Raw genomic sequence first — 22,899 nt, 5'->3', positions numbered from 1 at the left:
CTGGTCTTCGTGACCAGCCGCCCTATGGGTTCACGGATCCGGTAACGGTTCCGTAACGAGCCGTCAGCGCAGTCCCGCCTGCCGGCGGACTGTCATCGCCCGGTACCACTCGTTGGACGGCCGGCGAGCCAGCAGCACGATGCCGACGGCCAGCAACAGCAGCTGGAACACCGAGAGGGCACTGAGGAAACCGGTGGTCGGCTGCCCCAGGCCCACCAGCCCGCTCACGAGGGCCAGCCCGCCCAGCACGAACAGCACGATGCGGGCCCAGTTGTGGCCCTTCCACGCGAAGAAGATGAACATCGCCTGGAGGGCGGTGAAGACCAGCCCGATCACCGCGCCCACGACGAGCAGCGAGCGGACGGACTCCTCGGAGAACTGGACCCCGGACGTGGCGAGCTCCTGGTTGACGATGCTCTCCAGGCTGCCGAAGGCCACCGCGGAGCCGATCAGCCCGAGCAGCAGGTTGGCCACGAAGGCGCCGGTGCCGAAACGGACGGTGTCCGGCCGGGGCGGGGCCTCCGGCGAGAGGTGCTGTCCCGGGGCGGACGGCGCGGCACCGTAGCCGTACGGCGGCTGTCCCTGCCAGCCCTGCTGCGGGTCCTGCCAGCCACCCGGCTGCGGGTCCTGCCAACCGCCCTGCGGAGGCGGCGGGTTCTGCCAGCCCTGCCCCGGCGGCGTCTGCCAGCCGGATTGGCCCTGCGGCGGCTGCCCCTGCTGGGGGTCCTGGCCGCCCTGCCCTGACGTCATCACTCGCTCCCTGGTCGTTCCTGGGGTGTCCTGCCCGATGATCACGGACCCTTCGGGACCGGGCCAGTGCCGATGGCCGATCGAGACCGGATCGGTGCGGTGGGGTGTGGTGCGGTGCGGTGACGTCATCGCCGAGACGCGCAGCGGCCCACCCTCGTGACGCGCGCGGGCCCGCCGCCCCGGGTGGGACGACGGGCCCGGCGGCCCCCACGGTCGCGCAGGCCCCGTCCAGAGGCTCGCCGCGAGCCTCCGAGCGGTGAGGACGGGGTCCTCTCTCTCAGCCGCGGCGGACGGTCAGGCCCTCCTCGGCGAGGTCCTGCGGGGCGTCGACGACGACCTCGTCGCCGTCCCGGATGTCACCCGCCAGCAGCGCCTTGGCCAGCTGGTCGCCGATGGCCGACTGCACCAGCCGGCGCAGCGGGCGGGCGCCGTAGACCGGGTCGAACCCGTTGAGCGCCAGCCACTCGCGCGCGGCGTCGGTGACCCGCAGCGTGAGCCGGCGGGCCGCCAGCCGGCGGGCGAGGACGCCGACCTGGATGTCGACGATGCCGGCCAGCTCCTCGCTGCCGAGGGCGTGGAAGACCACGACGTCGTCCAGCCGGTTGAGGAACTCCGGCTTGAAGTGCTGCCGGACCACCTCCATGACCGCCGACCGGCGCCGCTCCTCGTCGACCGACTGGTCGGCGATCAGGTGCGAGCCGAGGTTCGACGTCAGGATCAGGATGGTGTTCCGGAAGTCCACCGTGCGGCCCTGGCCGTCGGTCAGCCGGCCGTCGTCGAGCACCTGGAGCAGCACGTCGAAGACGTCCTGGTGCGCCTTCTCGACCTCGTCGAACAGCACGACGGTGTAGGGCCGCCGCCGCACCGCCTCGGTGAGCTGGCCCCCGGACTCGTAGCCGACGTAGCCGGGCGGGGCGCCGACGAGCCGGGCCACCGAGTGCTTCTCGGAGTACTCGCTCATGTCGATGCGGACCATCGCCCGCTCGTCGTCGAACAGGAACTCCGCCAGCGCCTTGGCCAGCTCGGTCTTGCCGACGCCGGTCGGGCCGAGGAACAGGAAGGACCCGGTGGGTCGGTTCGGGTCGGCGACGCCGGAGCGCGCCCGGCGCACGGCGTCGGAGACGGCACGGACGGCGTCGGGCTGGCCCACGACGCGCCGGCCCAGCTCCTCCTCCATCCGCAGCAGCTTCTGGGTCTCCCCCTCGAGCAGCCGCCCGGCGGGGATGCCGGTCCAGGCCTGGACGACCTCGGCGATGTCGTCGGGGCCGACCTCCTCCTTGAGCATGGAGTCGGTGCCCGCGACCGAGGCCTCGGCGTCGGCCAGCGCCTTCTCCAGCTGGGGCAGCCGGCCGTAGCGGAGCTCGGCGACCTTGGCCAGCTCGCCGTCGCGCTCGGCCCGCTCCGCCTCCAGGCGGGCCCGCTCCAGCTCCTCCTTGATCTGCTGGATGCGGACGATCGCGCTCTTGTCCTGCTGCCACCGGGCGGTCAGCTCGTCGAGCTGCTGGCGCTTGTCGGCCAGGTCGGCGCGCAGCGCGGCCAGCCGCTCCCGGGAGGACGGGTCGTCCTCCTTGGCCAGCGCCATCTCCTCGATCTCCAGCCGGCGGACGGCGCGCTCGACCTCGTCGACCTCGACCGGCCGGCTGTCGATCTCCATCCGCAGCCGGCTGGCCGCCTCGTCGACCAGGTCGATCGCCTTGTCCGGCAGGAAGCGGGCGGTGACGTAGCGGTCGGACAGGGTGGCGGCGGCGACGATGGCCGCGTCGGTGATCCGGACACCGTGGTGGACCTCGTAGCGCTCCTTGAGGCCGCGCAGGATGCCGATGGTGTCCTCGACCGAGGGCTCGCCGACGAAGACCTGCTGGAAGCGGCGCTCCAGCGCCGGGTCCTTCTCGATGTGCTCGCGGTACTCGTCGAGGGTGGTGGCCCCGACCATGCGCAGCTCACCGCGGGCCAGCATCGGCTTGATCATGTTGCCGGCGTCCATCGCCGAGTCACCGGTGGCACCGGCGCCGACGATGGTGTGCAGCTCGTCGATGAAGGTGATGACCTCACCCTCGGACTCGGCGATCTCCTGCAGGACGGCCTTGAGCCGCTCCTCGAACTCGCCGCGGTACTTGGCGCCGGCCACCATGCTGGCCAGGTCGAGCGCCATCAGCCGCTTGCCCTTGAGGCTCTCGGGGACGTCGCCGGCGACGATGCGCTGGGCCAGGCCCTCGACGATCGCCGTCTTGCCGACGCCGGGCTCACCGATCAGCACCGGGTTGTTCTTGGTGCGGCGGGAGAGCACCTGCACGACGCGGCGGATCTCGGTGTCGCGGCCGACGACCGGGTCGATCTTGCCCTCGCGGGCCCGCTCGGTGAGGTCGACGGCGTACTTCTCCAGGGCCTGGAACATGCTCTCCGGGTCGGCGGTGGTGACCTTCCGGTTGCCGCGCACGGTGCGGAAGGCCGCCAGCAGCGCGTCCCGGGTCGCGCCGGCGCTCGTGAGCACCGCCGCCGCCTCGCCGTCGGAGCTCGCCAGGCCCACCAGCAGGTGCTCGGTGGACACGAACTCGTCGCCCAGCGCGCTGGCCTGCTCCCCGGCGGCGTTGAGCACGCGGAGCAGCTCCCGGGACGGGGAGGGGGCGGGAACGGTCGCGCCGCTCACGCTGGGCATCCGCCGCAGCGCGGCGTCGGTCTTGGCCCGGACGTCGGCGACGTCGGCTCCCACGGCCTTGAGCAGCGGGCCGGCGATGCCGTCGGTCTGCTCGAGCAGCGCGGCGAGCAGGTGCAGGGGCTCGAGCGCGGCCTGGCCGCGGTCGACCGCGAGCCGCTGGGCGGCGGTGATCGCCTCCCGCGAACGGGTGGTCAGCTTGCTCTGCATGGTCTGTGGGGACGGTCCTCTCGGGAGGGGCCGGGCGAGCCGGCCGGGTGCTGTCGAGGTGTCCAACGACGCGAGGGTTGAGTCTGTTCCACTCAACCTCGCTGCCTCCACCCCGGGCAGGGGCGGCCGGCGCGACCAGTGTGGGCCACGTCTGGGGCGCAACCTCCGGTCCCACGGGGACCAGGGCCCTAGAATCTGGAGGATGACGCGTCTCCCGCCCCCGAGCGCGGTCCTCGAGGACCAGTTGTGCTTCGCGCTCTACGCCGCCTCCCGGGCGATGACCGCGCGCTACCGGCCACTGCTCGACGCCATCGGTCTGACCTATCCCCAGTACCTCGTGATGATGCTGCTGTGGGAGGAGGACAACCAGACCGTCGGGCAGCTGGGCGCCCGCCTCTCCCTCGACAGCGGCACGCTCTCCCCGCTGCTCAAGCGGCTCACCACCGCCGGCCTGGTCACCCGCCACCGCCGCGTGGAGGACGAGCGCTCGGTCGCCATCGCGCTGACCGACGCCGGCCGGGCGCTGCGCGACGAGGCCGGCGCGATCTCCGAGGAGATCATCTGTGCGCTCGACCTCGACCGCGAGGAGTTCGCCGACCTCAAGACCAAGCTGAACCTGATCACCGAGCGGGTCACGACCAACTGACCCGACGACGGGTTGTCCACGACGGACCGGGGTAGCGCACCCGCGACACACCAGTCCCGAGGAGGAGGACCCATGCCCACCCGTACCGCTCGCACCGCCTGGAACGGCACCCTGCAGGAGGGCTCCGGTCAGGTCGAGCTGTCCAGCTCCAAGGTCGGCACCTACGAGGTGTCGTTCCCCAAGCGCGCGGCCGAGGAGGCCGACGGCACGACCAGCCCCGAGGAGCTCATCGCGGCCGCGCACTCGTCGTGCTTCGCGATGGCCCTGTCCAACGAGATCGGCAAGGCCGGCGGCACGCCCCAGTCCCTGGAGGTCTCCGCCGACGTCACGCTGGGCCAGAAGGACGGCGGCCCGCACATCACGAAGATCGAGATCACCGTCCGCGGTGAGGTCGAGGGGCTCGACGCCGCGGGGTTCGAGCAGGCCGCCCAGGCGGCCAAGGCCGGCTGCCCGGTGAGCAAGGCGCTGGCCGGCGTCGACGAGATCAGCCTGGACGCCGCCCTGGAGTAGTAGGACCCCGTCCTCCTCACCGCTCGCAGACTCGCGGCGAGCCTCTGGACGGGGCCGGCGGCGTGCTGGTGAGGCCGTTCAGTTCGTCACCGAGGGCGCGGCGGCACGAGCACCGACCAGCCGTGCCGCCGCACCCGCCACATCCGTGCCAGGACGCCCTCCTCGACCTCGCCGTCCGCGTCGAGGTCGACCGGCCCCCCGGTGACCGACACCTCACGGCCGCGCACCACCAGGACGTCGGGCCGGTCCACGTGCTCGCCGCTCGTGAGCGCCGCCGCGAAGGCGGCGCGGGCCACCGGACCGGTCGCGATCGAGAGCACCACGTCGGCCAGTCCGTCGTCCGGCTCGGCCTGCGGGGCCAGCGGCGTCCCGCCGCCGATGGAGCGGCCCGTGCACACGCCGAGCATCAGCACGTCACAGGTGCCGTCGGCCGCCCACCCCTCCGACGGGTGCGTCGCCACCCGGCCGTCGACCTCCACCCGGAGCGGCCAGCCGGGGCTGCCCACGCCGGCCAACGCCGCGCCCACCGGGTAGGCCACGGCGCCGAGCCGCTCCTTCAGCCGGTCGGCCTGCGCGCCGGCCCGGGCCCCGACGCCCGCGTGCACCGCGTTGACCACCAGGCCACCGGCGTCGTCGTCGAGCAGGTCAAGCGGCCGGGGCCGCCCGGCGAGGACGGCGGCCGCCCCCGCGTCCGGTTCCAGCGGCAGGCCCAGGGTCCGTGCGAGGTCGTTGCCGGTGCCCCGGGCGACGATGCCGACCGGCTCGGCCGGGTCGAGGGCGCCCACCCGGTCCAGTGCTCTCACCACGGCGTGCACCGAGCCGTCCCCGCCGAGCACCACGATCCGACGCCCGTCCCGGGCGGCGACCGCGTCGTCCAGCTCGGCCGCCGACCCGGTCGCGACCACCTCGGTGTCGGCCTCGGCACGCAGCGTCCGCACCGCCGCCTCGACCGCGTCGTCCTCCGCCGTGCCCGCGGCCCGGTTGACCACCAGCAGCAGTCGAGGCGTCCCGCTCACCGCCGCACCGTAGCCCGCGGCCCCTGCAGGACCCCGTCGCGAGCCAGCGAGTGGTGGGGCAGGGGTCCTCTCTCAGGCGGACTCGGTGCGCAGCCGCTCGTCGCCGCTCTCGGTCCGCAGGGTCACCTCGCGGATGAGGAGGATGGCCACCACCGCGACCACCGCCACCGCGGCGGAGACGGCGAAGATGCGCCCGGTCGCGTCGCCGTAGGCCGCCGCGATCAACGCCCGGACGGCCGGCGGCGCGTCGGCCAGGTCGGCCAGCCCCGCCCCGCCGGCGCCCTGCGCGGCACCGGGCACGCCGGCCAGAGCCTGCGCGATCAGCGCGCTGACGCGGGCGTCGAGCACCGCGCCGAGGACGGCGACGCCGATGGTGCCGCCGAGGCTGCGGAAGAAGGCGACCGCCGAGCTTGCCGCACCCAGGTCGCGGGCGGCGACGGTGTTCTGCACGGCGAGCACCAGGTTCTGCATCGTCATGCCGATGCCCACACCGAGGACGAACAGGAAGGCCCCGAGCAGCACCATGTCCGTCTCGTGGTCGATCGTGCCGAGCAGCGCGAAGCCGAGGACGACGAGCAGCGACCCCGCGACGAGGTAGCCCTTCCACCGCCCGGATCGGGTGATGAGGATGCCCGACACCGTCGAGGAGATCAGCAGTCCGCCGACCATCGGGAGCGTCAGCAGGCCGGCCGCGGTCGGCGAGTAGCCGCGGGAGATCTGCAGGTACTGACCGAGGAAGACCGACGAGCCGAACATCGCCACACCGATCGCGATGCTGGCCAGGATCGACAACGTCGTCGTCCGGTCGCGGAACAGCCGCAGCGGGACGATCGGCTCGGCCGCGCGCAGCTCGGTGACGACGAACGCGACCACGGCCAGCAGCCCGCCGCCGACGAACAGCGCCGTCTCGAGGGACGCCCAGGCGAAGGTGCCGCCGGCCAGGGTGACCCAGATGAGCAGCGCGGAGACGCCGGCGGTGAGGAAGGCCGCACCCAGGTAGTCGATGCGGACGTGCCGCTTGGTCACCGGCAGGTGCAGGGTGCGCTGCAGCAGCACCAGGGCGACGACGGCGAAGGGCACGCCGACGTAGAAGCACCAGCGCCAGCCCAGCCAGCTCGTGTCGACGAGCAGGCCGCCGATGAGCGGGCCGCCGACCGTGGCCACCGCCATGACCGCGCCGATGAGCCCGGAGTACCGGCCGCGCTCGCGGGGGCTGATCATCGCGGCCATCGCGATCTGCATCAGTGCCTGGATGCCGCCGAGGCCGAGGCCCTGCAGCACCCGCCAGGCGATCAGCGTCTCGACCGACTGGGCCAGGCCCGCCAGCATCGAGCCGACGATGAACACCACGATCGAGACCTGGATCAGCAGCTTCTTGCTGTAGAGGTCGGAGAGCTTGCCCCAGATCGGGGTCGAGGCGGTCGAGGCCAGCAGCGTCGCGGTGACCACCCAGGTGTACTGACCCTGCGTGCCGCGCAGCTCGGTGATGATCGTCGGCAGGGCGTTGGAGACGACGGTCGAGGACAGGAACGCCACGAACATCGCCAGCAACATCCCGGACAGCGCCGAGAGGATCTGCCGGTGGGTCATCCGCCCCTGCTGCTCGGCAGGGGCGATGTCGGCGGGCGCCGAGGTGGGGACGGCCGCGGTGCGGTCGTCGTGGGTGGTGGTGGCCACGGTTCTCCTGGTCTGGCGGGTTCGGGCGGGAGGCGGTGCGTGGGGTCCGCGGGTCACGCGACGGCGGCGGGCGCCCGCTCGAGGTCGGCCGCGAGCCGCTCCAGCAGACCGGACAGCAGCCGCGCGTCGTCCTCGTCCCAGTCGGCCAGCGCGGTGCCGGCCCACTGGGCGCGCAGCGCACGGGTGACGGCGAGGGCCCGGACACCCTCGTCGGTGAGGTGCACGAGGCTGGCGCGCCCGTCGTGCGGGTCGGGCCGGCGCTCGACGTAGCCGGAGCCCTCGAGGGCCGTCAGCTGCCGGCTGGCGACGGACACGTCGACGCCAGCCCGCGCCGCCAGCGCGCTGCAGCGCTGCTCGCCGTCCTGTTCCAGGGGCACGAGCAGCGCCCAGCCGAACGAGGGCAGGTCGCCGTACAGGGAGTCCGCGGCTCGGACGCTCAGGTGACGGCCGCTGCGGATGACGCGAGCCAGGCCGGAGGTCAGCCGGTCACGGGTCTCGGGGGTGGTGGACACGTCGCCGTCCTCGACAGGGAGTACTTGCCTCGTGCAACCATACGGATGGTTGGTTGCTGTAGGCAACTTTTCACCCTGTGAGGGCGGCCACCCTCAGCGGCCGAGCCGGTCGACGTCCCAGCCGAGCTCCGTGGCCAGCGCGGCCGCCGCGGACTGCAGCAGGGGCACCACCCGGGGCACGGCGTCGAGCCCCAGTCGGCCGGCCGGCCCGGAGACGGAGATCGCCCCGGCCGCGGAGCCGCCGGGCACGGGCACCGCGACGCACCGGACGCCGGCCTCCTGCTCGCCGTCGTCGAGGGCGTAGCCCTGCTCGGCGACGCCGGGCAGCTGGGCCAGCAGCTCGTCGGGGTCGGTCACCGTGCGGTCGGTGCGCGCCGGCATGCCGCCCTGCAGGAGCAGCCGGCGGGCCGTCTCCGGCGACATCTGGGCCAGCAGCACCTTGCCCACGCCGGTGCAGTGCAGGTGCACCCGCCGGCCGACCTCGGTGAACATCCGCATGGAGTGCCGGGAGGGCACCTGGGCGGCGTAGACGACCCGGTCGCCGTCGAGCATGGCCATGTTGGCGGTCTCGCCGATGGCGTCGACGAGCCGGGAGAGGTGCGGCTGGGCCCACGTGGCCAGCACGCGCGACGAGCACTCCCCCAGGTGGATCAGCCGAGGGCCCAGCACGTAGCGCCGCGACGGCAGCTGGCGCACGTAGCCGCGGGCCACCAGCGTGCGCACCAGCCGGTGGATGGTCGACACCGCCAGGCCGCTGTCGGCGGCCAGCCGGCTGATCGCGACCTCGCCGTCGGCGTCGGCCATGAGCTCGAGGAGCAGGAAGGCGCGGTCCAGCGACTGCACGCCCTCCGCCGTCCCGCCAGCGGCCATGGGTCTGCTCCCCTCGTTCCGCTCGATGGGGTTCCGGGTAGTGGGTTCCTCGGGTTGAAAAGCGTGATGGCTACCACTACTTTTCCAGTAACCAGACAACATGTTCCACGATGCGGAACGACATTACTCCGACTCACCGCACTGCGGAACAAGTCAGCGCCCCAGCACAGCGACTCCAGGGAGAACCATGAGCACCATCGCCGGCGTGGACGGTCTCGAGATCACCGGCCCGATCGAGGACCGGTTCGACGAGATCCTCACCCCCCGGGCGCTCGAGCTCGTCGCCCTCCTCCACCGCGAGCTCAACGGGCGCCGGCTCGAGCGGCTGGCGGCCCGGCAGGAGCGGGTGCGGGCCCTGGCCGACGGCGCCGGCCTGGGCTTCCTCGAGGAGACCCGGTCGATCCGCGAGGACGACTCCTGGCAGGTGGCCCATCCCGCGCCCGGCCTGGTCGACCGCCGGGTCGAGATGACCGGCCCCACCGACCGGAAGATGACGATCAACGCGCTGAACTCCGGCGCGAAGTGCTGGCTGGCCGACCAGGAGGACGCGAACTCCCCGCTGTGGACCAACGTGGTCAACGGCCCGCTGAACCTGATGGACTCCATCGACGGCACGCTGGAGTTCACCAGCCCGGAGGGCAAGGAGTACCGCGTCCGCGACGACGTGGAGCTGCCCACGATCATCGTGCGCCCGCGCGGCTGGCACCTCCCCGAGAAGCACATCACCGTCGACGGCGAGCAGACCTCCGGCAGCCTGGTGGACTTCGCGCTGTACCTGGCCAGCTGCGGTCAGAAGCAGATCGACCGCGGCCAGGGCCCGTACTTCTACCTGCCGAAGATGGAGAGCCACCTCGAGGCGCGGCTCTGGAACGACGCCTTCAACCTGGCGCAGGACCACCTGGGCATCCCGCGCGGCACCATCCGCGCGACAGTCCTGATCGAGACCTACCCCGCGGCGTTCGAGATGGAGGAGATCCTCCACGAGCTGCGAGAGCACTCCGCGGGCCTCAACGCCGGCCGCTGGGACTACATGTTCAGCGTCGTCAAGACGTTCCGGACCCGGGGTGAGGAGTTCCTCCTCCCCGACCGCAACTCCGTGACGATGACCGTGCCGTTCATGCGCGCCTACACCGAGCTGCTGGTGCGCACCTGCCACAAGCGCGGCGCGCACGCCATCGGCGGCATGGCCGCGTTCATCCCCTCCAAGGACCCGGCGGTCAACGAGCAGGCCTTCGCCAAGGTCCGGGCCGACAAGGAGCGCGAGGCCAACGACGGCTTCGACGGCTCCTGGGTGGCCCACCCGGGCATGGTCGAGCTCTGCAAGGAGGTCTTCACCGCCGTCCTCGGCGAGCGCCCCAACCAGATCGACAAGAAGCGCGAGGACGTGCACGTCACGGCCGAGCAGCTGCTCGACGTCCGCTCCACGCCGGGGGAGACCACCGAGGCGGGGCTGCGCAGCAACATCAGCGTCGGGATCCAGTACATCGAGTCGTGGCTGCGCGGCTCCGGCGCGGTCGGCATCAACAACCTCATGGAGGACGCCGCCACCGCCGAGATCTCGCGCAGCCAGGTCTGGCAGTGGCTGCACAACGGGGTGCGGCTCTCCAACGGCGAGACGGTCACCCGCGAGCTGGTCGAGCGCATCACCGACGAGGAGATGCAGGCCATCGCCGAGGCCCGCGGCGACTCCTTCGCCTCCGGCCGCTGGGACGACGCCCGCGCGCTGTTCCTCGAGATGGCGGTGTCCGACGAGTACTCCGACTTCCTGACCCTGCCGGCCTACGAGCGCATGCCGTGACCGGCGCCCCACCGACCCACCGAGCGGATGCCGTGAGGACGCCATGACCGCCATCGCCGAGCCAGTTGCCTCCGACCGCACCGCCGCACTGGCCGAACGGCTGCGGACCGCGGTCGGCACCGAACGGGTGCTCACCGATCGCGCGCAGGTGCGCACGTACGAGTGCGACGGGTTGGCGAACTTCAAGGTCACCCCGGCGATCGTGGTGCTCGCCGAGAGCCGGCAGCACGTCGTCGACACGGTGCGGCTCTGCTCCGAGGCCGGCGTCCCCTTCGTGGCGCGCGGCTCGGGCACCGGTCTGTCCGGTGGCGCGCTGCCCAGCGCCGACGGCGTCCTGCTCGTGCTGTCGCGGCTGCGCAAGCTGTCCCCGGTGGACGCGGACAACCGCCAGGTCACCGTCGAGCCCGGGGTCATCAACCTGTGGGTCACCCGCGACGCGGCGCCCCACGACCTGGCCTACGCGCCCGACCCGTCGTCCCAGCTGGTCTGCTCGATCGGCGGGAACGTGGCCGAGAACGCCGGGGGCGCCCACTGCCTGAAGTACGGCTTCACGGTCAACCACGTCCTCGGCGCCGAGGTGGTGCTGCCCGACGGCGAGGTCGTGCACCTCGGCGGGCGCGCGCCGGAGCACCCCGGCTACGACCTGCTGGGCGCGTTCATCGGCAGCGAGGGCACCCTCGGTGTGGCCACCGAGCTGACCCTGCGGTTGATCCGGGTGCCGGAGGCCGTGCAGACCATGCTGGTGGGCTACTCCTCGGTCGAGGACGCGGCCGGCACGGTCAGCGACATCATCGCCGCCGGGATCCTGCCGGCCGCTGTCGAGATGATGGACGCGCTGGCCATCGAGGCCGCCGAGGCCGCGGTGAGCTGCGGCTACCCCGCCGGTGCGGTGGCGGTGCTGGTCATCGAGCTCGACGGCCCGCAGGTCGAGGTCGAGGCCCAGTTCCGGCAGGTCGAGGAGATCGCCCGGGCCCGCAACGCCTTCGAGATCCGCATCGCGGCCGACGACGCGGAGCGGGCGCTGATGTGGAAGGGCCGCAAGTCGGCGTTCGCCGCGGTCGGCCGGATCAGCCCGAGCTACTTCGTGCAGGACGGCGTCATCCCGCGCACGAAGCTGCCGGAGGTGCTCGCCGAGATCGAGCGCATGGCCGACGAGCGGGGCCTGCGCGTGGCCAACGTCTTCCACGCCGGCGACGGCAACCTGCACCCGCTCGTGCTGTTCGACGACGCGGTCGAGGGCCAGGCCCACGAGGCCGAGGAGCTGGCCGGCGCCATCCTCGAGCTCTGCATCACCTCCGGCGGCTCGATCACCGGCGAGCACGGGGTGGGCCAGGAGAAGCGGATGAAGATGGGCAAGCAGTTCACGCCCGAGGACCTCGACACCATGCAGCTGCTGCGGTGCGCCTTCGACCCCGACGGCGTCGCGAACCCGGGCAAGGTCTTCCCGACCCCGCGGTTGTGCGGCGAGCGGCCCGGCGTCCGGAAGGGCGAGCACCCGGTGCAGGCTGCGGGCCTGGGCGAGGTCTTCTGATGACCGCCGTCACCGACACCCGTCGAGCCGGCGGCCCTGACGACGCGGTCGGTGGCGTGGTCCCGCGCGAGGTGGTCCGGCCGACCACGGTCGACCAGGTCGCCGAGGTCCTGAGGGCCGCGGCGGCCGACGGGCGCACCGTCGTCCCGGTCGGTGGGCGCAGCAAGCTGACCTGGGCCGCGCCGCCGGAGTCCTGCGACCTCCTGCTGGACCTCACCGGCCTCGACCGGGTCGTCGAGCACGTGGCGGGCGACCTCACCGTCGTGGCCGAGGCGGGGGTGCGCCTGGCCGACCTGCAGGCGCAGGTCGGCCGGGCCGGCCAGCTGCTCGGCCTGGACCCGCCCGAGGACGGCGCCACGCTGGGCGGCGTGGTGAGCGCGAACGCGTCGGGGCCGCGCCGGCTGCGGTACGGCACCACCCGCGACCTGCTCATCGGCATCACCGTCGTCCTCGCTGACGGCACCGTGGCACACGCGGGCGGCAAGGTCGTCAAGAACGTCGCCGGGTACGACCTCGGCAAGCTGTTCACGGGCGCCCACGGGACGCTCGGCGTCGTGGTCTCCACCACCTGGCGGCTGCACCCGGTGCCGCCGGCGCGCCGGGTGGTCACGCTCGAGCTGCCGGACGCCGCGGCAGCCGGTGCCCTGTCGGTCGAGCTGGCCCGCTCGACGCTCACCCCCTCGGCCGTGGAGCTGATCGCCGGGGGGGACGGCACCGCGCGGCTGGTCGTGCTGTTCGAGTCCATCGCGGAGTCGGTGGCCGGGCAGGCCACCGCTGCCGTCGCCCTGCTCGGCGGCGGTGAGGAGTCCGAGGACCTGCCGGAGGACTTCGGCCGGCGGCCCGGCGGTGCGGACGACGTGCTGCTGCGGCTGGCCCACGCGCCGGCGTCGCTCTCGGCGGTGCTCGGCGCGCTGCCCGCCGGGACGGCGCTGGCCGCGCACGCCGCGACGGGGGTGACCTACGCGGCCGTCCCGGCCGGGGAGGCGGTCGATGCGCTGCCCCGGCTGCGTGCCGCGATCGCCCCGCACGACGGGACGGCGGTGGTCCTGCGTGCCCCCGACGCCGTCCGCGAGCGCCTGGACCACTGGGGTCCGGTCGGTGACTCGTTGGACCTCATGCGTCGGGTCAAGGAGAGGTTCGACCCCGAGCGGCGGATGTCGCCGGGCCGGTTCGTCGGAGGGTTGTAGATGACGGAGATCACGCCGGGCAGTCATGGCACCGGCGACGCGCCCCCGCCCGGGTCCCCGGGGGCCTCCCCCAACACCGGTCCGGTGCGGGACTCGGTCGCCGACCTGCCGCCCGGCACGGCCACCGGCGCCGTCCGGGGGGCCGACGAGGCGCCGGCCGCGGTGGTCGGGGCGCGCCGTCCGCTCGACATCGGCCAGGACATCGACCTGCCGGCCGGCACCGGGGCCGCGACCGTGGGCACCCCGACCCTGCTCGGCGTGCCGACGACGCGGCAGGCCGTGCAGCCGGCCTTCGACGAGCACCACCCGCCGGACCCGGCACTGATCGGCGACTGCGTGCACTGCGGCTTCTGCCTGCCCACCTGCCCGACGTACGTGCTCTGGGGCGAGGAGATGGACAGCCCCCGCGGGCGCATCTACCTCATGAAGGAGGCGCTGGAGGGCGAGCCGCTCGACGACTCGATGGTCCGCCACTTCGACCAGTGCCTCGGCTGCATGGCCTGCGTGACGGCCTGCCCGTCCGGCGTCCAGTACGACAAGCTCATCGAGGCCACCCGCCCGCAGATCGAGCGGCGGTACCGGCGGCCGCGGTCGGAGAAGCTGTACCGCGACCTCATCTACAACCTGTTCCCCTACCCGCGGCGGCTGCGGGCGCTGCGCGGCCCGCTGCGCGCCTACCAGGCCAGCCGGCTCGGCAGCCTGCTGACCCGCGCCGGGCTGATGCGCAGGCTCCCGGCGCCTCTCCAGGCGATGGAGTCCCTGGCGCCCAAGCTCGGCCCGGTGGAGCGCGTCCCCGAGCGGACGCCGGCCGTCGGTGAGCGGCGGGCGGTCGTCGGGCTGTTGGCCGGTTGCGTGCAGGGGACCTTCTTCCCCGACGTGAACGCCGCGACCGTGCGGGTCCTGGCCGCCGAGGGCTGCGACGTCATCGTGCCGCGGAGCCAGGGCTGCTGCGGGGCCCTGCCCGGCCACGGCGGCCGGGAGGAGCAGGCCCTCGACTTCGCCAAGCGGACGATCGAGACCTTCGAGCAGGCCGGCGTCGACCACGTCATCCTCAACGCCGCAGGCTGTGGCTCGAACGTCAAGGAGTACGGCCACCAGCTGCGCGACGAGCCGGAGTGGGCCGAGCGCGCCGAGGCGCTCGCGAAGAAGGCCCGGGACATCAGCGAGTTCATCGTCGAGCTGGGGCCGGTCGCCGAGCGGCACCCGCTGCCCATGACCGTGGCCTACCAGGACGCCTGCCACCTGGCCCACGCACAGGGCATCCGCGAGGAGCCGCGGAAGGTGCTGCGCGGGATCCCGGGCATCGAGCTCAAGCAGCTCACCGAGGCGGAGCTGTGCTGCGGCAGCGCCGGCACCTACAACATGCTGCAGCCGGAACCGGCCCGGGAACTCGGCGAGCGCAAGGCGGCCGCCGTCCTCGCCACCGGGGCGGACCTTATGGTCACCGCCAACCCCGGCTGCTGGATGCAGGTCGCGACGACGCTGGCCCGCATGGGGAAGCGGATGCCGGTCGCGCACACGGTCCAGGTGCTGGACGCCTCGATCCGCGGGGTGCCCGTCGAGGAGCTGCTCGACCGGGCGCTCAACGGCCCCGGTACCGCCCTGGCCCGGCCCGCCGCCACGGACGGGTGAAGCAGGACCCCCTGCCCCCCGCTGCTCGCAAGCTCGCAGCGGGGGGCAGGGGGGCCGGCTCTGCTCCACACTGAACCGCCGCACGTCCCCCCACCCAGCCTCGCGCCCTCACCGCCGAGGGAAGGAGCCCCGTTGTTCGAGCAGGTCGTCGACCCCGTCGGTGGGTCACTCGCACTGAGCGCCCTGGTGGCAGCGATACCACTGGTCACGCTGTTCGTGCTGCTAGGTGCGCTCAGAGTCAAGGCCTGGATGGCCGGGCTCATCTCCCTGGCCGTCGCGCTGGTGCTCGCCATCGTGGCGTTCCGGATGCCGGTCGGGCAGGCCGTCCTGTCGGCGACGGAGGGCGCGGCCTTCGGGTTCTTCCCGATCCTGTGGGTCGTCATCAACGCGATCTGGGTCTACAACCTCACGGTCGCCACCGGGCACTTCGACGTCCTGCGCCGCTCGTTCGAGAAGGTCAGCCCCGACCTGCGGGTCCAGGCGATCATCGTCGCCTTCTGCTTCGGCGCCCTCCTCGAGGCGCTGGCCGGCTTCGGGACGCCGGTCGCGATCAGCGTCGTCATGCTCATGACGCTGGGCTTCCAGCCGATCAAGGCCGCCGCGGTGGCCCTCATCGCGAACACCGCACCGGTCGCCTTCGGTGCCCTGGCCACGCCGATCGTCACGCTCGCCACGGTCACCTCCGGCGTCAGCGACGACGCCCGGCTCACCGTCGACACCCTGGGCGCGATGGCCGGTCGGCAGACGCCGATCCTCGCCGCGTTCGTGCCGCTGGTGCTGGTCCTCGTCGTCGACGGCAAGCGCGGGGTCAAGGACACGTGGCTGGAGGCGATCGTCGCCGGCGTCTCCTTCGGGGTCGCCCAGTTCATCGCCGCGAACTACATCTCGGTGCCGCTGACCGACATCATCGCCGCGCTCGTGTCCGCGGCCGCCGTCGTCGCCGTCGTCCGCATGCGCAAGGCCGCCTACGAGCCGGTCACCGCGGCCACCGTGGCCGGTGGCGGCACCGGGACCGTGGCCGCCGGGTCCGGCTCCCGCGGCCGTGGCGGCGTCGGCGCGACCGCCGGCGAGGAGCTGGGCGACGCCCCCGGGCGCCAGGACGCGCGGGACCCGCACGCCCCGGCCGTCGGCGGCGGGGACCGGCCCGTGGTCGACGACAACCGGTCGGAGGTCGTCAGGGCGTATGCGCCGTACGGGATCATCATCGTGGTCTTCGCCCTGGCCAACCTGGGCCCGGTGAAGGCGGCGCTGGCCCAGGCGCCGTGGACGGTCAGCTTCCCGTGGCCGGGCCTCAACGTGTTCGCGGCCGGCTCGACCGAGGAGCTGGCGTCGACGACATTCAGCTTCGGCTGGCTGCCCACCGCCGGCACCTTGATGATCTTGGCCGGCATCCTCACCATGCTGGTGCTGCGCGTCTCGCCGGGACGGGCGCTGAAGGCCTACGTCGACACCTACCGCGAGCTCAAGTGGGCCATCGTCACCGTCATGGCGGTGCTCGCGCTGGCCTACGTGCTCAACCAGTCCGGCATGACGGGCCACCTCGGCCGACTGCTGGCCGAGACCGGCGGCTTCTTCGCCTTCCTCTCCCCCATCCTGGGCTGGATCGGCGTCGCGGTGACCGGCTCGGACACCTCCGCCAACGCGCTGTTCGGCGCGCTGCAGGTGCAGGCGGCGACCAACGCCGGCCTCGACCCGGTGCTGCTGGCCGCGGCCAACTCCTCCGGCGGCGTCATGGGGAAGATGGTCAGCCCGCAGAACCTGGCCATCGCGGCCGCCGCGGTCGGCATGGCCGGCCGGGAGGGCGAGCTGTTCCGGAAGGTGTTCGGCTGGAGCATCCTGCTCCTGCTGCTCATGTGCCTGATCGTGGTCCTGCAGGCCTCCCCGGTGCTGAGCTGGATGGTCCCGGGACCGTGACCTGACCCGCTGAGACGACAGCGCCCCCGTACCCGGTCGGGTACGGGGGCGCTGTCGTCAGCTCAGGGCGGGCCCGGGACGGGGCCGGGGCGGGACCCTGCCAGGGCCGGGAGGGCGGGGTCCTCAACCGGACTCGGCCTCGCGGGCCTCGCCCAGCCGGTTCAACCGGGCCAGGAGCTCGCCGAGCGTGGCGACGTCCTCGGCCGGCCAGTCCGCGAGGTCGGCCTCCCAGCGGGCCCGCCGGGCGTCCCGGATGCGGGAGAGCCGGGCCGCACCCTCCGGTGAGGTGCTGAGCACCTGGGCGCGGCCGTCGGCCGGGTCGGCCTCGCGGGTCACCAGGCCCAGCGCGACCAGCGTGGAGACCTGGCGGCTGACCGTGCTCTTGTCGAGCCCCAGCCGGGCCACCAGGTCACTGGCACGCAGCGGGCCGGTGTCCTGCAGCAGCGCCAGGAGCCCGTAGGCGGCGCCGTCCAGGTCGGGGTGCAGCTCCCGGGACAGGCGGGCGGAGATGGCCCGGGAGCGGCGCAGCAGCAGGCCGATCTCCCGCTCCACCCGCACGTAGGCCTCGTGCGTGTCCACCTGGGTCACGGCACCCCCTCGCTGGCGCTCGTCGGTTCCGTGCCGTGGGGTGTTCTGCTCATGGGTGACCTCGCACGCTCGGTCACCTCTCGTCCCGGGGTCGCCACACCACCAGCGCCGAGGTCGAGGGCCGCAGCGGCACCAGGTCGCGGCCGTAGCCGGCGCGGACGGCGGACTCGGCCGCGACCACCCGGCTCTCGGCGAGCTCGAGCTCGGTGAGGAGCTCCTCCACCCGCTGCTGCAGCGCTTCGACCTGCGACTCCAGGTCGATGATCCGCTTGATGCCGGCCAGGTTGACGCCGTCCTCCTGGGAGAGCCGCTGCACCTCGCGGAGCAGCGCGACGTCGCGCGGGCTGTACCGCCGGCCGCCGCCGCGGGTCCGGCCGGGGCTGACCAGCCCCAACCGGTCGTACTGGCGCAGCGTCTGCGCGTGCATGCCGGCCAGCTCCGCGGCGACGGAGATGACGAAGACCGGCGCGTCCTCGGCGACGGCGCGGCCCACGTCGGCCTGGGCGCGGGCACCGTCGGTCGGGAGACTCACCGCGCACCCCTCTGCTGCACCGCGGCGGTGATCCGCGGCCGCGGGTCGCCGAGCTCGGCCTCGAGCACCTTGACGGCGTCCTCCGCGGCTGGCGTGAGCCGCTTGGGCACCGCCACCTCGACGGTCACCAGCAGGTCACCGGACCGGCCCTTGCCGGGGACACCGCGTCCGCGGACCCGCAGCGTCTGGCCGCTCGCCGTCCCCGCGGGGACCTTGAGCGTGACGTTGCCGTCGAGCGTGGGCACGGTCAGCGTCGCCCCGAGGGTGGCCTCGGCGAAGGTGATCGGCACGGTGAGCGTCAGGTCGTTGCCCTTGCGGCCGAACAGCTCGTGCTCGGACACGTGGACGACGACGAACAGGTCGCCGGCCGGACCGCCGCGCCGCCCGGGGGCGCCCTTGCCGGCCAGCCGGATGCGCTGGCCGTCCTTGACGCCGGCCGGGATCCGCACGGTGATCGTGCGGGTCTGGTTGGTGACGCCGTTGCCCGCGCAGGTCGGGCAGGGGTCGTCGACGACCTGGCCGGTGCCGCGGCAGTTGCGGCACGGCTCGGAGAAGGCGAACGCCCCCTGGCTGCGGCTGGTCACCCCGGCGCCCTGGCACACCGGGCAGGTGTGCGGGGAGGTGCCGGGCCGGGCGCCGCTGCCGTGGCAGGTCGGACAGGTGCCCGGGCTCTGCATCCGCAGCGGCACGGTCACGCCGAGGACGGCCTCCTCGAACGAGAGGGTCGCCTCGGTCTCGACGTCCTGGCCGCGGGCCGGGCCGGACGCGGCCTGGCTGCGGGCCCGCGCCGAGCCGGCACCGGCCCCGCCGCCCCCGAACAGGCCCCCGAACAGGTCACCGAGCCCGCCGGCACCGCCACCGGCGCGCCCGCCGGTGGCGGTGCCGAAGAGGTCGCCGAGGTCGAACGCCTGGCCGCCGCCCGCCCCACCGGGGAACCCGCCGGGGAAGCCGGCGCGCGCGCCCGCCCCTCCGGACCCGAACAGCCGGCGGGCCTCGTCGTACTCGGCCCGTCGCTTGGGGTCGGAGAGGACGTCGTAGGCCTCGGAGACCTCCTTGAACCGGGCCTCCGCGTCCGCGTTGCCCGGGTTCTTGTCCGGGTGCAGGTCGCGCGCCAGCTGGCGGTAGGCCCGCTTGATGGCCGCCGCGTCGGCGTCCTGGGCGACGCCCAGAGCGGCGTAGTAGTCCTTCTCGATGAAGTCCCGGGTGCTCATCGGGCGCCCCCTCTCCGGCTCAGTCGGCCGCCGGGCCCTCGCCCGGCTGCGCGGGGGCGGTCCCGTCGGTCGTGCCCTCGGCGGGCGCGGCCGCGAGCGGCGACTCCGGGTCGGTGACCGCGACCATCGCCGTCCGCAGCACGCGGTCGCCGCGGCGGAAACCCTGCCGCAGCACCGTCGTCGCGGTCGGGACGTCGACCTCGGCCGAGGTGTCGTGGATGACCGCCTCGTGCAGCGCCGGGTCGAACGGGTCGCCGGCCTTGCCGAAGGCCTCGACGCCCAGGCCGTCGAGCAGCCCCAGGACGCGGTCGGCCACGACCTTGAACGCGCCGGTCAGGTCACCGTGGTCCCGGGCCCGCTCGATGTCGTCGACGATCGGGAACAGCTGGGTGGCGAACCGCTCGGCGGCCTGGTCCACCACGAGCTGACGGTCCCGGTCCACCCGCCGCCGGTAGTTCGCGTACTCGGCGGTGACCCGCTGGAGGTCCTCGGTCCGCTCCGCCAGCTGGCGGGACAGGTCGTCGTCCACCACCGTCGGCTGTCCGCCATCGGCGGTGGCCTCGTGCTCGCTCATCTGCTCCCCTGCTGGGTGTACGCCCGGGCGGGCGCCGGCCGGCTGCTCACCGGCCGGCACCCGCACGGTGCCGCTGGTCGGGTCGATGCGCCGCTTGTCGCGGATGACGACCCGCGGCTCCTCTTCCCTGTCCGTCATCGGCGGTCGTTGTCCTCGTCGATGATCTCGGCGTCGACCACGTCGTCGTCCGACGCGGTGGCGCCAGTGGCACCGGTCGCACCACCGGGCGTGCCGGCGTCACCGGCACCCGCGGCGCCCGCGGCCCCCGCCTCGGCCTGCTGGGCGTAGAGCGCCCCGCCGACCTCCTGGGAGACCCGGGCGACCTTCTCCTGGGCCGCCTTGATCGCCGCGATGTCCGAGCCGCCGAGGGCCGAGCGCAGCTCGGTGAGGGCCTCGCCGAGCTCCTCCTTCTTGTCGGCCGGGATCTTGTCACCGTTCTCGGCCAGGAACTTCTCGGTCTGGTACTGCAGCGACTCGGCGAGGTTGCGGGTCTCGGCCTCCTCGCGGCGGCGCTTGTCCTCCTCGGCGTGCGCCTCGGCGTCCTTCATCATCCGCTCGATGTCCTCCTTGGGGAGGGCCGAGCCACCGGTGATGGTCATCGACTGCTCCTTGCCCGTGCCGAGGTCCTTGGCGGACACGTGCACGATGCCGTTCGCGTCGATGTCGAAGGCCACCTCGATCTGCGGGACGCCACGCGGCGCCGGCGGCAGCCCGGTCAGCTCGAACATGCCGAGCTTCTTGTTGTAGGCCGCCATCTCGCGCTCGCCCTGGAAGACCTGGATCTGCACGGACGGCTGGTTGTCGTCGGCCGTCGTGAAGATCTCCGAGCGCTTGGTCGGGATCGTGGTGTTGCGCTCGATGAGCTTGGTCATGATCCCGCCCTTGGTCTCGATGCCGAGGGAGAGCGGGGTGACGTCGAGCAGCAGGACGTCCTTGACCTCACCGCGCAGGACGCCGGCCTGCAGGGCGGCGCCGATGGCGACGACCTCGTCGGGGTTGACGCCCTTGTTGGGCTCCTTGCCCCCGGTCAGCTCGCGCACCAGGTCGGTGACGGCCGGCATGCGGGTCGAGCCACCCACCAGGACGACGTGGTCGATCTGGCCGATGGAGATGCCGGCGTCGCGGATCGCCTGGTTGAACGGCGCGCGGGCGCGGTCGAGCAGGTCCTGGGTCAGCCGCTGGAACTCGGCACGGGTGATCGTGACGTCCAGGTGCAGCGGGCCCTCGGCGCCGGCGGTGATGTAGGGCAGGTTGACGTTGGTCGACTGCGCGCCGGACAGCTCGATCTTGGCCTTCTCGGCGGCCTCGCGGAGCCGCTGCATGGCCAGCTTGTCCTTGGACAGGTCGATGCCGTTCTGCGCGTTGAACGTCTGCACCAGGTGCTTGACGACCCGCTCGTCCCAGTCGTCACCACCGAGGTGGTTGTCACCGGCGGTGGCCTTCACCTCGATGACGCCCTCGCCGATCTCCAGCAGCGAGACGTCGAAGGTGCCACCACCGAGGTCGAAGACGAGGATCGTCTGCTCGGTCTCGCCCTTGTCCAGGCCGTAGGCCAGCGCCGCCGCGGTCGGCTCGTTGACGATGCGCAGGACGTTGAGGCCCGCGATCTCACCGGCCTCCTTGGTGGCCTGGCGCTGCGCGTCCTCGAAGTAGGCCGGCACGGTGATGACCGCGTCGGTCACCGGCTCGCCCAGGTAGGTCTCGGCGTCCCGCTTGAGCTTCTGCAGGATGCGGGCGCTGATCTCCTGCGGCGTGTAGCGCTTGCCGTCGATCTCGGGGGACTTCCAGTCGGTGCCCATGTGGCGCTTGACCGACCGGATGGTGCGGTCGACGTTGGTGACCGCCTGGTTCTTCGCCGACTGGCCGACGAGGACCTCGCCGTTCTTGGCGAACGCGACGACCGACGGCGTGGTGCGCGAGCCCTCGGAGTTGGCGATGACCGTCGGCTCGCCGCCCTCGAGGACGGTGACGACGGAGTTGGTGGTGCCGAGGTCGATACCGACCGCTCGAGCCATGGAGCTGGCCTCTCTTCCGTGTGTTCCGGGGTGGTACTGGTCCGTGTGGGTAGTCGGTGCCTGCCTTGCGTGGGGTCCACTCAACTTTCCTGCCCACCCTAACGGCACCCCCGCCGGGAGTGTTCCCGGGGGCCACGAACTGTTCGTCGCCCCGTCCCCCGGACCGCCGATGATCAGCTGGGCTGATCGTCCCGGGTCCCAGCTCACGACCGGAGCTGAGCCAGGATCCGCAGTGATGAGCCAGGACACCGACGGGACGTCAGGCCGACCGCCACGACGACACGGGCCCGCGGACGACGGTGAAGCGGCGTGGCCCGGTCAACGGCGTGGCCAGCAGCGCGGCGAGTCCGGTGCTCACCCGCTCCCACGCTGGTCCCAGATCGGCCCGGACGACCCGCAGCACCCGGATGTCGAGGTCCCGCAGACGGTCCTCGCGGCGCTTCTCCTCCCAGAGGACCCACCTCGTACCCACGCCCGCGTCGCCACTGGACCTCGTCGGTGAGGCGGACCACCTCCGGACGAGACGAGGGGACGACGATGCCGCCCAGCTGCGCCGCCGACGCGTGGCTCAGCACGGCACGCCCGCGAAGCCGGACGAGCACCGCCGCGCACTCCAGCCGGTGCCTGGCCACCGGGTCGCCGTCCACCGCCTCCAGGACGGCCCGCGCGGCGTACACACCGCGCCGCAGCCGGACCCAGCGACCTCGGGAGACCTCCGTCTGCACCTCGTCGTAGGTGTAGCCGGCCCGGATGGCGTCCTCGGAGGCGAAAGCGCCGAACTGACGGTCGGCCACGACGCGGAGAGTGGGGTGCACGGGACGACCTTCGATCGGCCGCGACGGGCGCGGATGGAGCGGCCGACATCTGTGGACAGTCCCCCTCCTGACTCAGCTGTCCAGGTCCTGGCTCAGCACCAGAGGTGAGGCAGGCCCCACGACGAACAGCTGAGCTGATCGTCGGGACGTCCCGGGCACCGGGCGCCCGGGCACCGCGGCAATGTGGTTACCGGCGAGTAGCCTGTGCGGCCGACAGCTATCGTCCGACGCGCGCGGGCACAGGTGCCCACGCGCGGT

The 22,899-nt window shown here is 73.2% G+C and carries 19 protein-coding genes; 7 read left to right on the top strand and 12 right to left on the bottom strand.

Annotated features, from left to right (window positions below):
• Window positions 1-63: 63 nt before the first annotated feature.
• Window positions 64-750, bottom strand: coding sequence for a hypothetical protein (locus ACWIX7_RS14710; protein ID WP_448617192.1), 687 nt, complete (start codon window positions 748-750; stop codon window positions 64-66).
• 277 nt (window positions 751-1,027) lie between these two features.
• The gene (clpB, locus tag ACWIX7_RS14705; RefSeq protein WP_448617191.1) at window positions 1,028-3,613 is read right to left on the bottom strand and encodes an ATP-dependent chaperone ClpB; all 2,586 of its coding nucleotides are present in this window, start codon (window positions 3,611-3,613) and stop codon (window positions 1,028-1,030) included.
• A 202-nt stretch (window positions 3,614-3,815) separates the two neighbouring features.
• Between clpB and ACWIX7_RS14700 the strand changes: the two genes are divergently transcribed.
• The gene (locus ACWIX7_RS14700; RefSeq protein WP_448617190.1) at window positions 3,816-4,259 is read left to right on the top strand and encodes a MarR family winged helix-turn-helix transcriptional regulator; all 444 of its coding nucleotides are present in this window, start codon (window positions 3,816-3,818) and stop codon (window positions 4,257-4,259) included.
• A gap of 72 nt (window positions 4,260-4,331) precedes the next feature.
• Window positions 4,332-4,769 carry an OsmC family peroxiredoxin gene (locus ACWIX7_RS14695; RefSeq protein ID WP_448617189.1) on the top strand — a complete coding sequence of 146 codons (438 nt, stop codon included), beginning with the start codon at window positions 4,332-4,334 and terminating at the stop codon, window positions 4,767-4,769.
• 86 nt (window positions 4,770-4,855) lie between these two features.
• Here ACWIX7_RS14695 and ACWIX7_RS14690 read toward each other — a convergent pair whose 3' ends face one another.
• The 4 genes from ACWIX7_RS14690 to ACWIX7_RS14675 form a co-directional block, all read right to left on the bottom strand.
• Window positions 4,856-5,785, bottom strand: coding sequence for a diacylglycerol/lipid kinase family protein (locus tag ACWIX7_RS14690; protein ID WP_448617188.1), 930 nt, complete (start codon window positions 5,783-5,785; stop codon window positions 4,856-4,858).
• A 72-nt stretch (window positions 5,786-5,857) separates the two neighbouring features.
• On the bottom strand, window positions 5,858-7,462 hold the full coding sequence (locus tag ACWIX7_RS14685; protein WP_448617187.1) for an MDR family MFS transporter: 1,605 nt from the start codon (window positions 7,460-7,462) through the stop codon (window positions 5,858-5,860).
• Between the two features lie 53 nt (window positions 7,463-7,515).
• Window positions 7,516-7,974 (bottom strand): MarR family winged helix-turn-helix transcriptional regulator, encoded by a 459-nt coding sequence (locus tag ACWIX7_RS14680; protein WP_448617186.1) that lies wholly within the window; start codon window positions 7,972-7,974, stop codon window positions 7,516-7,518.
• A gap of 93 nt (window positions 7,975-8,067) precedes the next feature.
• Entirely contained in the window at window positions 8,068-8,844 is a 777-nt protein-coding gene (locus ACWIX7_RS14675; RefSeq protein ID WP_448617185.1) for an IclR family transcriptional regulator, read from the bottom strand.
• 187 nt (window positions 8,845-9,031) lie between these two features.
• On the opposite strand from ACWIX7_RS14675, the gene aceB reads away from it, so the two are divergent.
• The 5 genes from aceB to ACWIX7_RS14650 all read left to right on the top strand — a co-directional run bounded on the left by aceB (window position 9,032) and on the right by ACWIX7_RS14650 (window position 16,906).
• Window positions 9,032-10,642, top strand: coding sequence for a malate synthase A (aceB, locus tag ACWIX7_RS14670; RefSeq protein WP_448617184.1), 1,611 nt, complete (start codon window positions 9,032-9,034; stop codon window positions 10,640-10,642).
• 43 nt (window positions 10,643-10,685) lie between these two features.
• Window positions 10,686-12,173, top strand: coding sequence for an FAD-linked oxidase C-terminal domain-containing protein (locus ACWIX7_RS14665; protein WP_448617183.1), 1,488 nt, complete (start codon window positions 10,686-10,688; stop codon window positions 12,171-12,173).
• Window positions 12,173-13,360: an FAD-binding oxidoreductase gene (locus ACWIX7_RS14660; RefSeq protein ID WP_448617182.1), complete on the top strand. Its 1,188-nt coding sequence runs from the start codon at window positions 12,173-12,175 to the stop codon at window positions 13,358-13,360. Before ACWIX7_RS14665 ends, ACWIX7_RS14660 begins: the two co-directional genes overlap by 1 nt.
• Window positions 13,361-14,992, top strand: a complete 1,632-nt coding sequence (gene glcF / locus ACWIX7_RS14655; RefSeq protein ID WP_448617181.1) for a glycolate oxidase subunit GlcF — start codon at window positions 13,361-13,363, stop codon at window positions 14,990-14,992.
• Window positions 14,993-15,124: 132 nt separating this feature from the next.
• Complete coding sequence (locus ACWIX7_RS14650) at window positions 15,125-16,906, top strand: L-lactate permease (protein ID WP_448617180.1); 1,782 nt, start codon at window positions 15,125-15,127, stop codon at window positions 16,904-16,906.
• Window positions 16,907-17,029: 123 nt separating this feature from the next.
• On the opposite strand, the gene ACWIX7_RS14645 is transcribed toward ACWIX7_RS14650, so the two are convergent.
• From ACWIX7_RS14645 to ACWIX7_RS14620, 6 genes are all read right to left on the bottom strand, one after another.
• Window positions 17,030-17,494, bottom strand: coding sequence for a MarR family winged helix-turn-helix transcriptional regulator (locus ACWIX7_RS14645; RefSeq protein ID WP_448617179.1), 465 nt, complete (start codon window positions 17,492-17,494; stop codon window positions 17,030-17,032).
• A 73-nt stretch (window positions 17,495-17,567) separates the two neighbouring features.
• Complete coding sequence (locus tag ACWIX7_RS14640; protein WP_448617178.1) at window positions 17,568-18,026, bottom strand: heat shock protein transcriptional repressor HspR; 459 nt, start codon at window positions 18,024-18,026, stop codon at window positions 17,568-17,570.
• Complete coding sequence (gene dnaJ / locus ACWIX7_RS14635; RefSeq protein WP_448617177.1) at window positions 18,023-19,237, bottom strand: molecular chaperone DnaJ; 1,215 nt, start codon at window positions 19,235-19,237, stop codon at window positions 18,023-18,025. The genes ACWIX7_RS14640 and dnaJ overlap by 4 nt, the downstream gene beginning before the upstream one ends.
• 19 nt (window positions 19,238-19,256) lie before the next feature.
• A complete protein-coding gene (gene grpE, locus ACWIX7_RS14630) occupies window positions 19,257-19,949 on the bottom strand; it encodes a nucleotide exchange factor GrpE (RefSeq protein WP_448617176.1) in 693 nt (230 codons plus the stop codon).
• Complete coding sequence (dnaK, locus tag ACWIX7_RS14625) at window positions 19,946-21,826, bottom strand: molecular chaperone DnaK (protein WP_448617175.1); 1,881 nt, start codon at window positions 21,824-21,826, stop codon at window positions 19,946-19,948. The genes grpE and dnaK overlap by 4 nt, the downstream gene beginning before the upstream one ends.
• 259 nt (window positions 21,827-22,085) lie before the next feature.
• Window positions 22,086-22,298 carry a hypothetical protein gene (locus ACWIX7_RS14620; protein ID WP_448617174.1) on the bottom strand — a complete coding sequence of 71 codons (213 nt, stop codon included), beginning with the start codon at window positions 22,296-22,298 and terminating at the stop codon, window positions 22,086-22,088.
• Between the last annotated feature and the right edge of the window lie 601 nt (window positions 22,299-22,899).

It is taken from the genome of Geodermatophilus sp. URMC 65, from assembly GCF_053502545.1.
This window is presented reverse-complemented; position numbering and strand designations above follow the sequence as displayed.

Bases quoted from the DNA above. Each gene is read 5' to 3' on its own strand.
- ACWIX7_RS14710 (WP_448617192.1), bottom strand. From the start codon at position 750: ATGACGTCAGGGCAGGGCGGCCAGGACCCCCAGCAGGGGCAGCCGCCG.
- clpB (WP_448617191.1), bottom strand. From the start codon at position 3,613: ATGCAGAGCAAGCTGACCACCCGTTCGCGGGAGGCGATCACCGCCGCC.
- ACWIX7_RS14700 (WP_448617190.1), top strand. From the start codon at position 3,816: ATGACGCGTCTCCCGCCCCCGAGCGCGGTCCTCGAGGACCAGTTGTGC.
- ACWIX7_RS14695 (WP_448617189.1), top strand. From the start codon at position 4,332: ATGCCCACCCGTACCGCTCGCACCGCCTGGAACGGCACCCTGCAGGAG.
- ACWIX7_RS14675 (WP_448617185.1), bottom strand. From the start codon at position 8,844: ATGGCCGCTGGCGGGACGGCGGAGGGCGTGCAGTCGCTGGACCGCGCC.
- aceB (WP_448617184.1), top strand. From the start codon at position 9,032: ATGAGCACCATCGCCGGCGTGGACGGTCTCGAGATCACCGGCCCGATC.
- ACWIX7_RS14665 (WP_448617183.1), top strand. From the start codon at position 10,686: ATGACCGCCATCGCCGAGCCAGTTGCCTCCGACCGCACCGCCGCACTG.
- ACWIX7_RS14660 (WP_448617182.1), top strand. From the start codon at position 12,173: ATGACCGCCGTCACCGACACCCGTCGAGCCGGCGGCCCTGACGACGCG.
- glcF (WP_448617181.1), top strand. From the start codon at position 13,361: ATGACGGAGATCACGCCGGGCAGTCATGGCACCGGCGACGCGCCCCCG.
- dnaJ (WP_448617177.1), bottom strand. From the start codon at position 19,237: ATGAGCACCCGGGACTTCATCGAGAAGGACTACTACGCCGCTCTGGGC.
- grpE (WP_448617176.1), bottom strand. From the start codon at position 19,949: ATGACGGACAGGGAAGAGGAGCCGCGGGTCGTCATCCGCGACAAGCGG.
- dnaK (WP_448617175.1), bottom strand. From the start codon at position 21,826: ATGGCTCGAGCGGTCGGTATCGACCTCGGCACCACCAACTCCGTCGTC.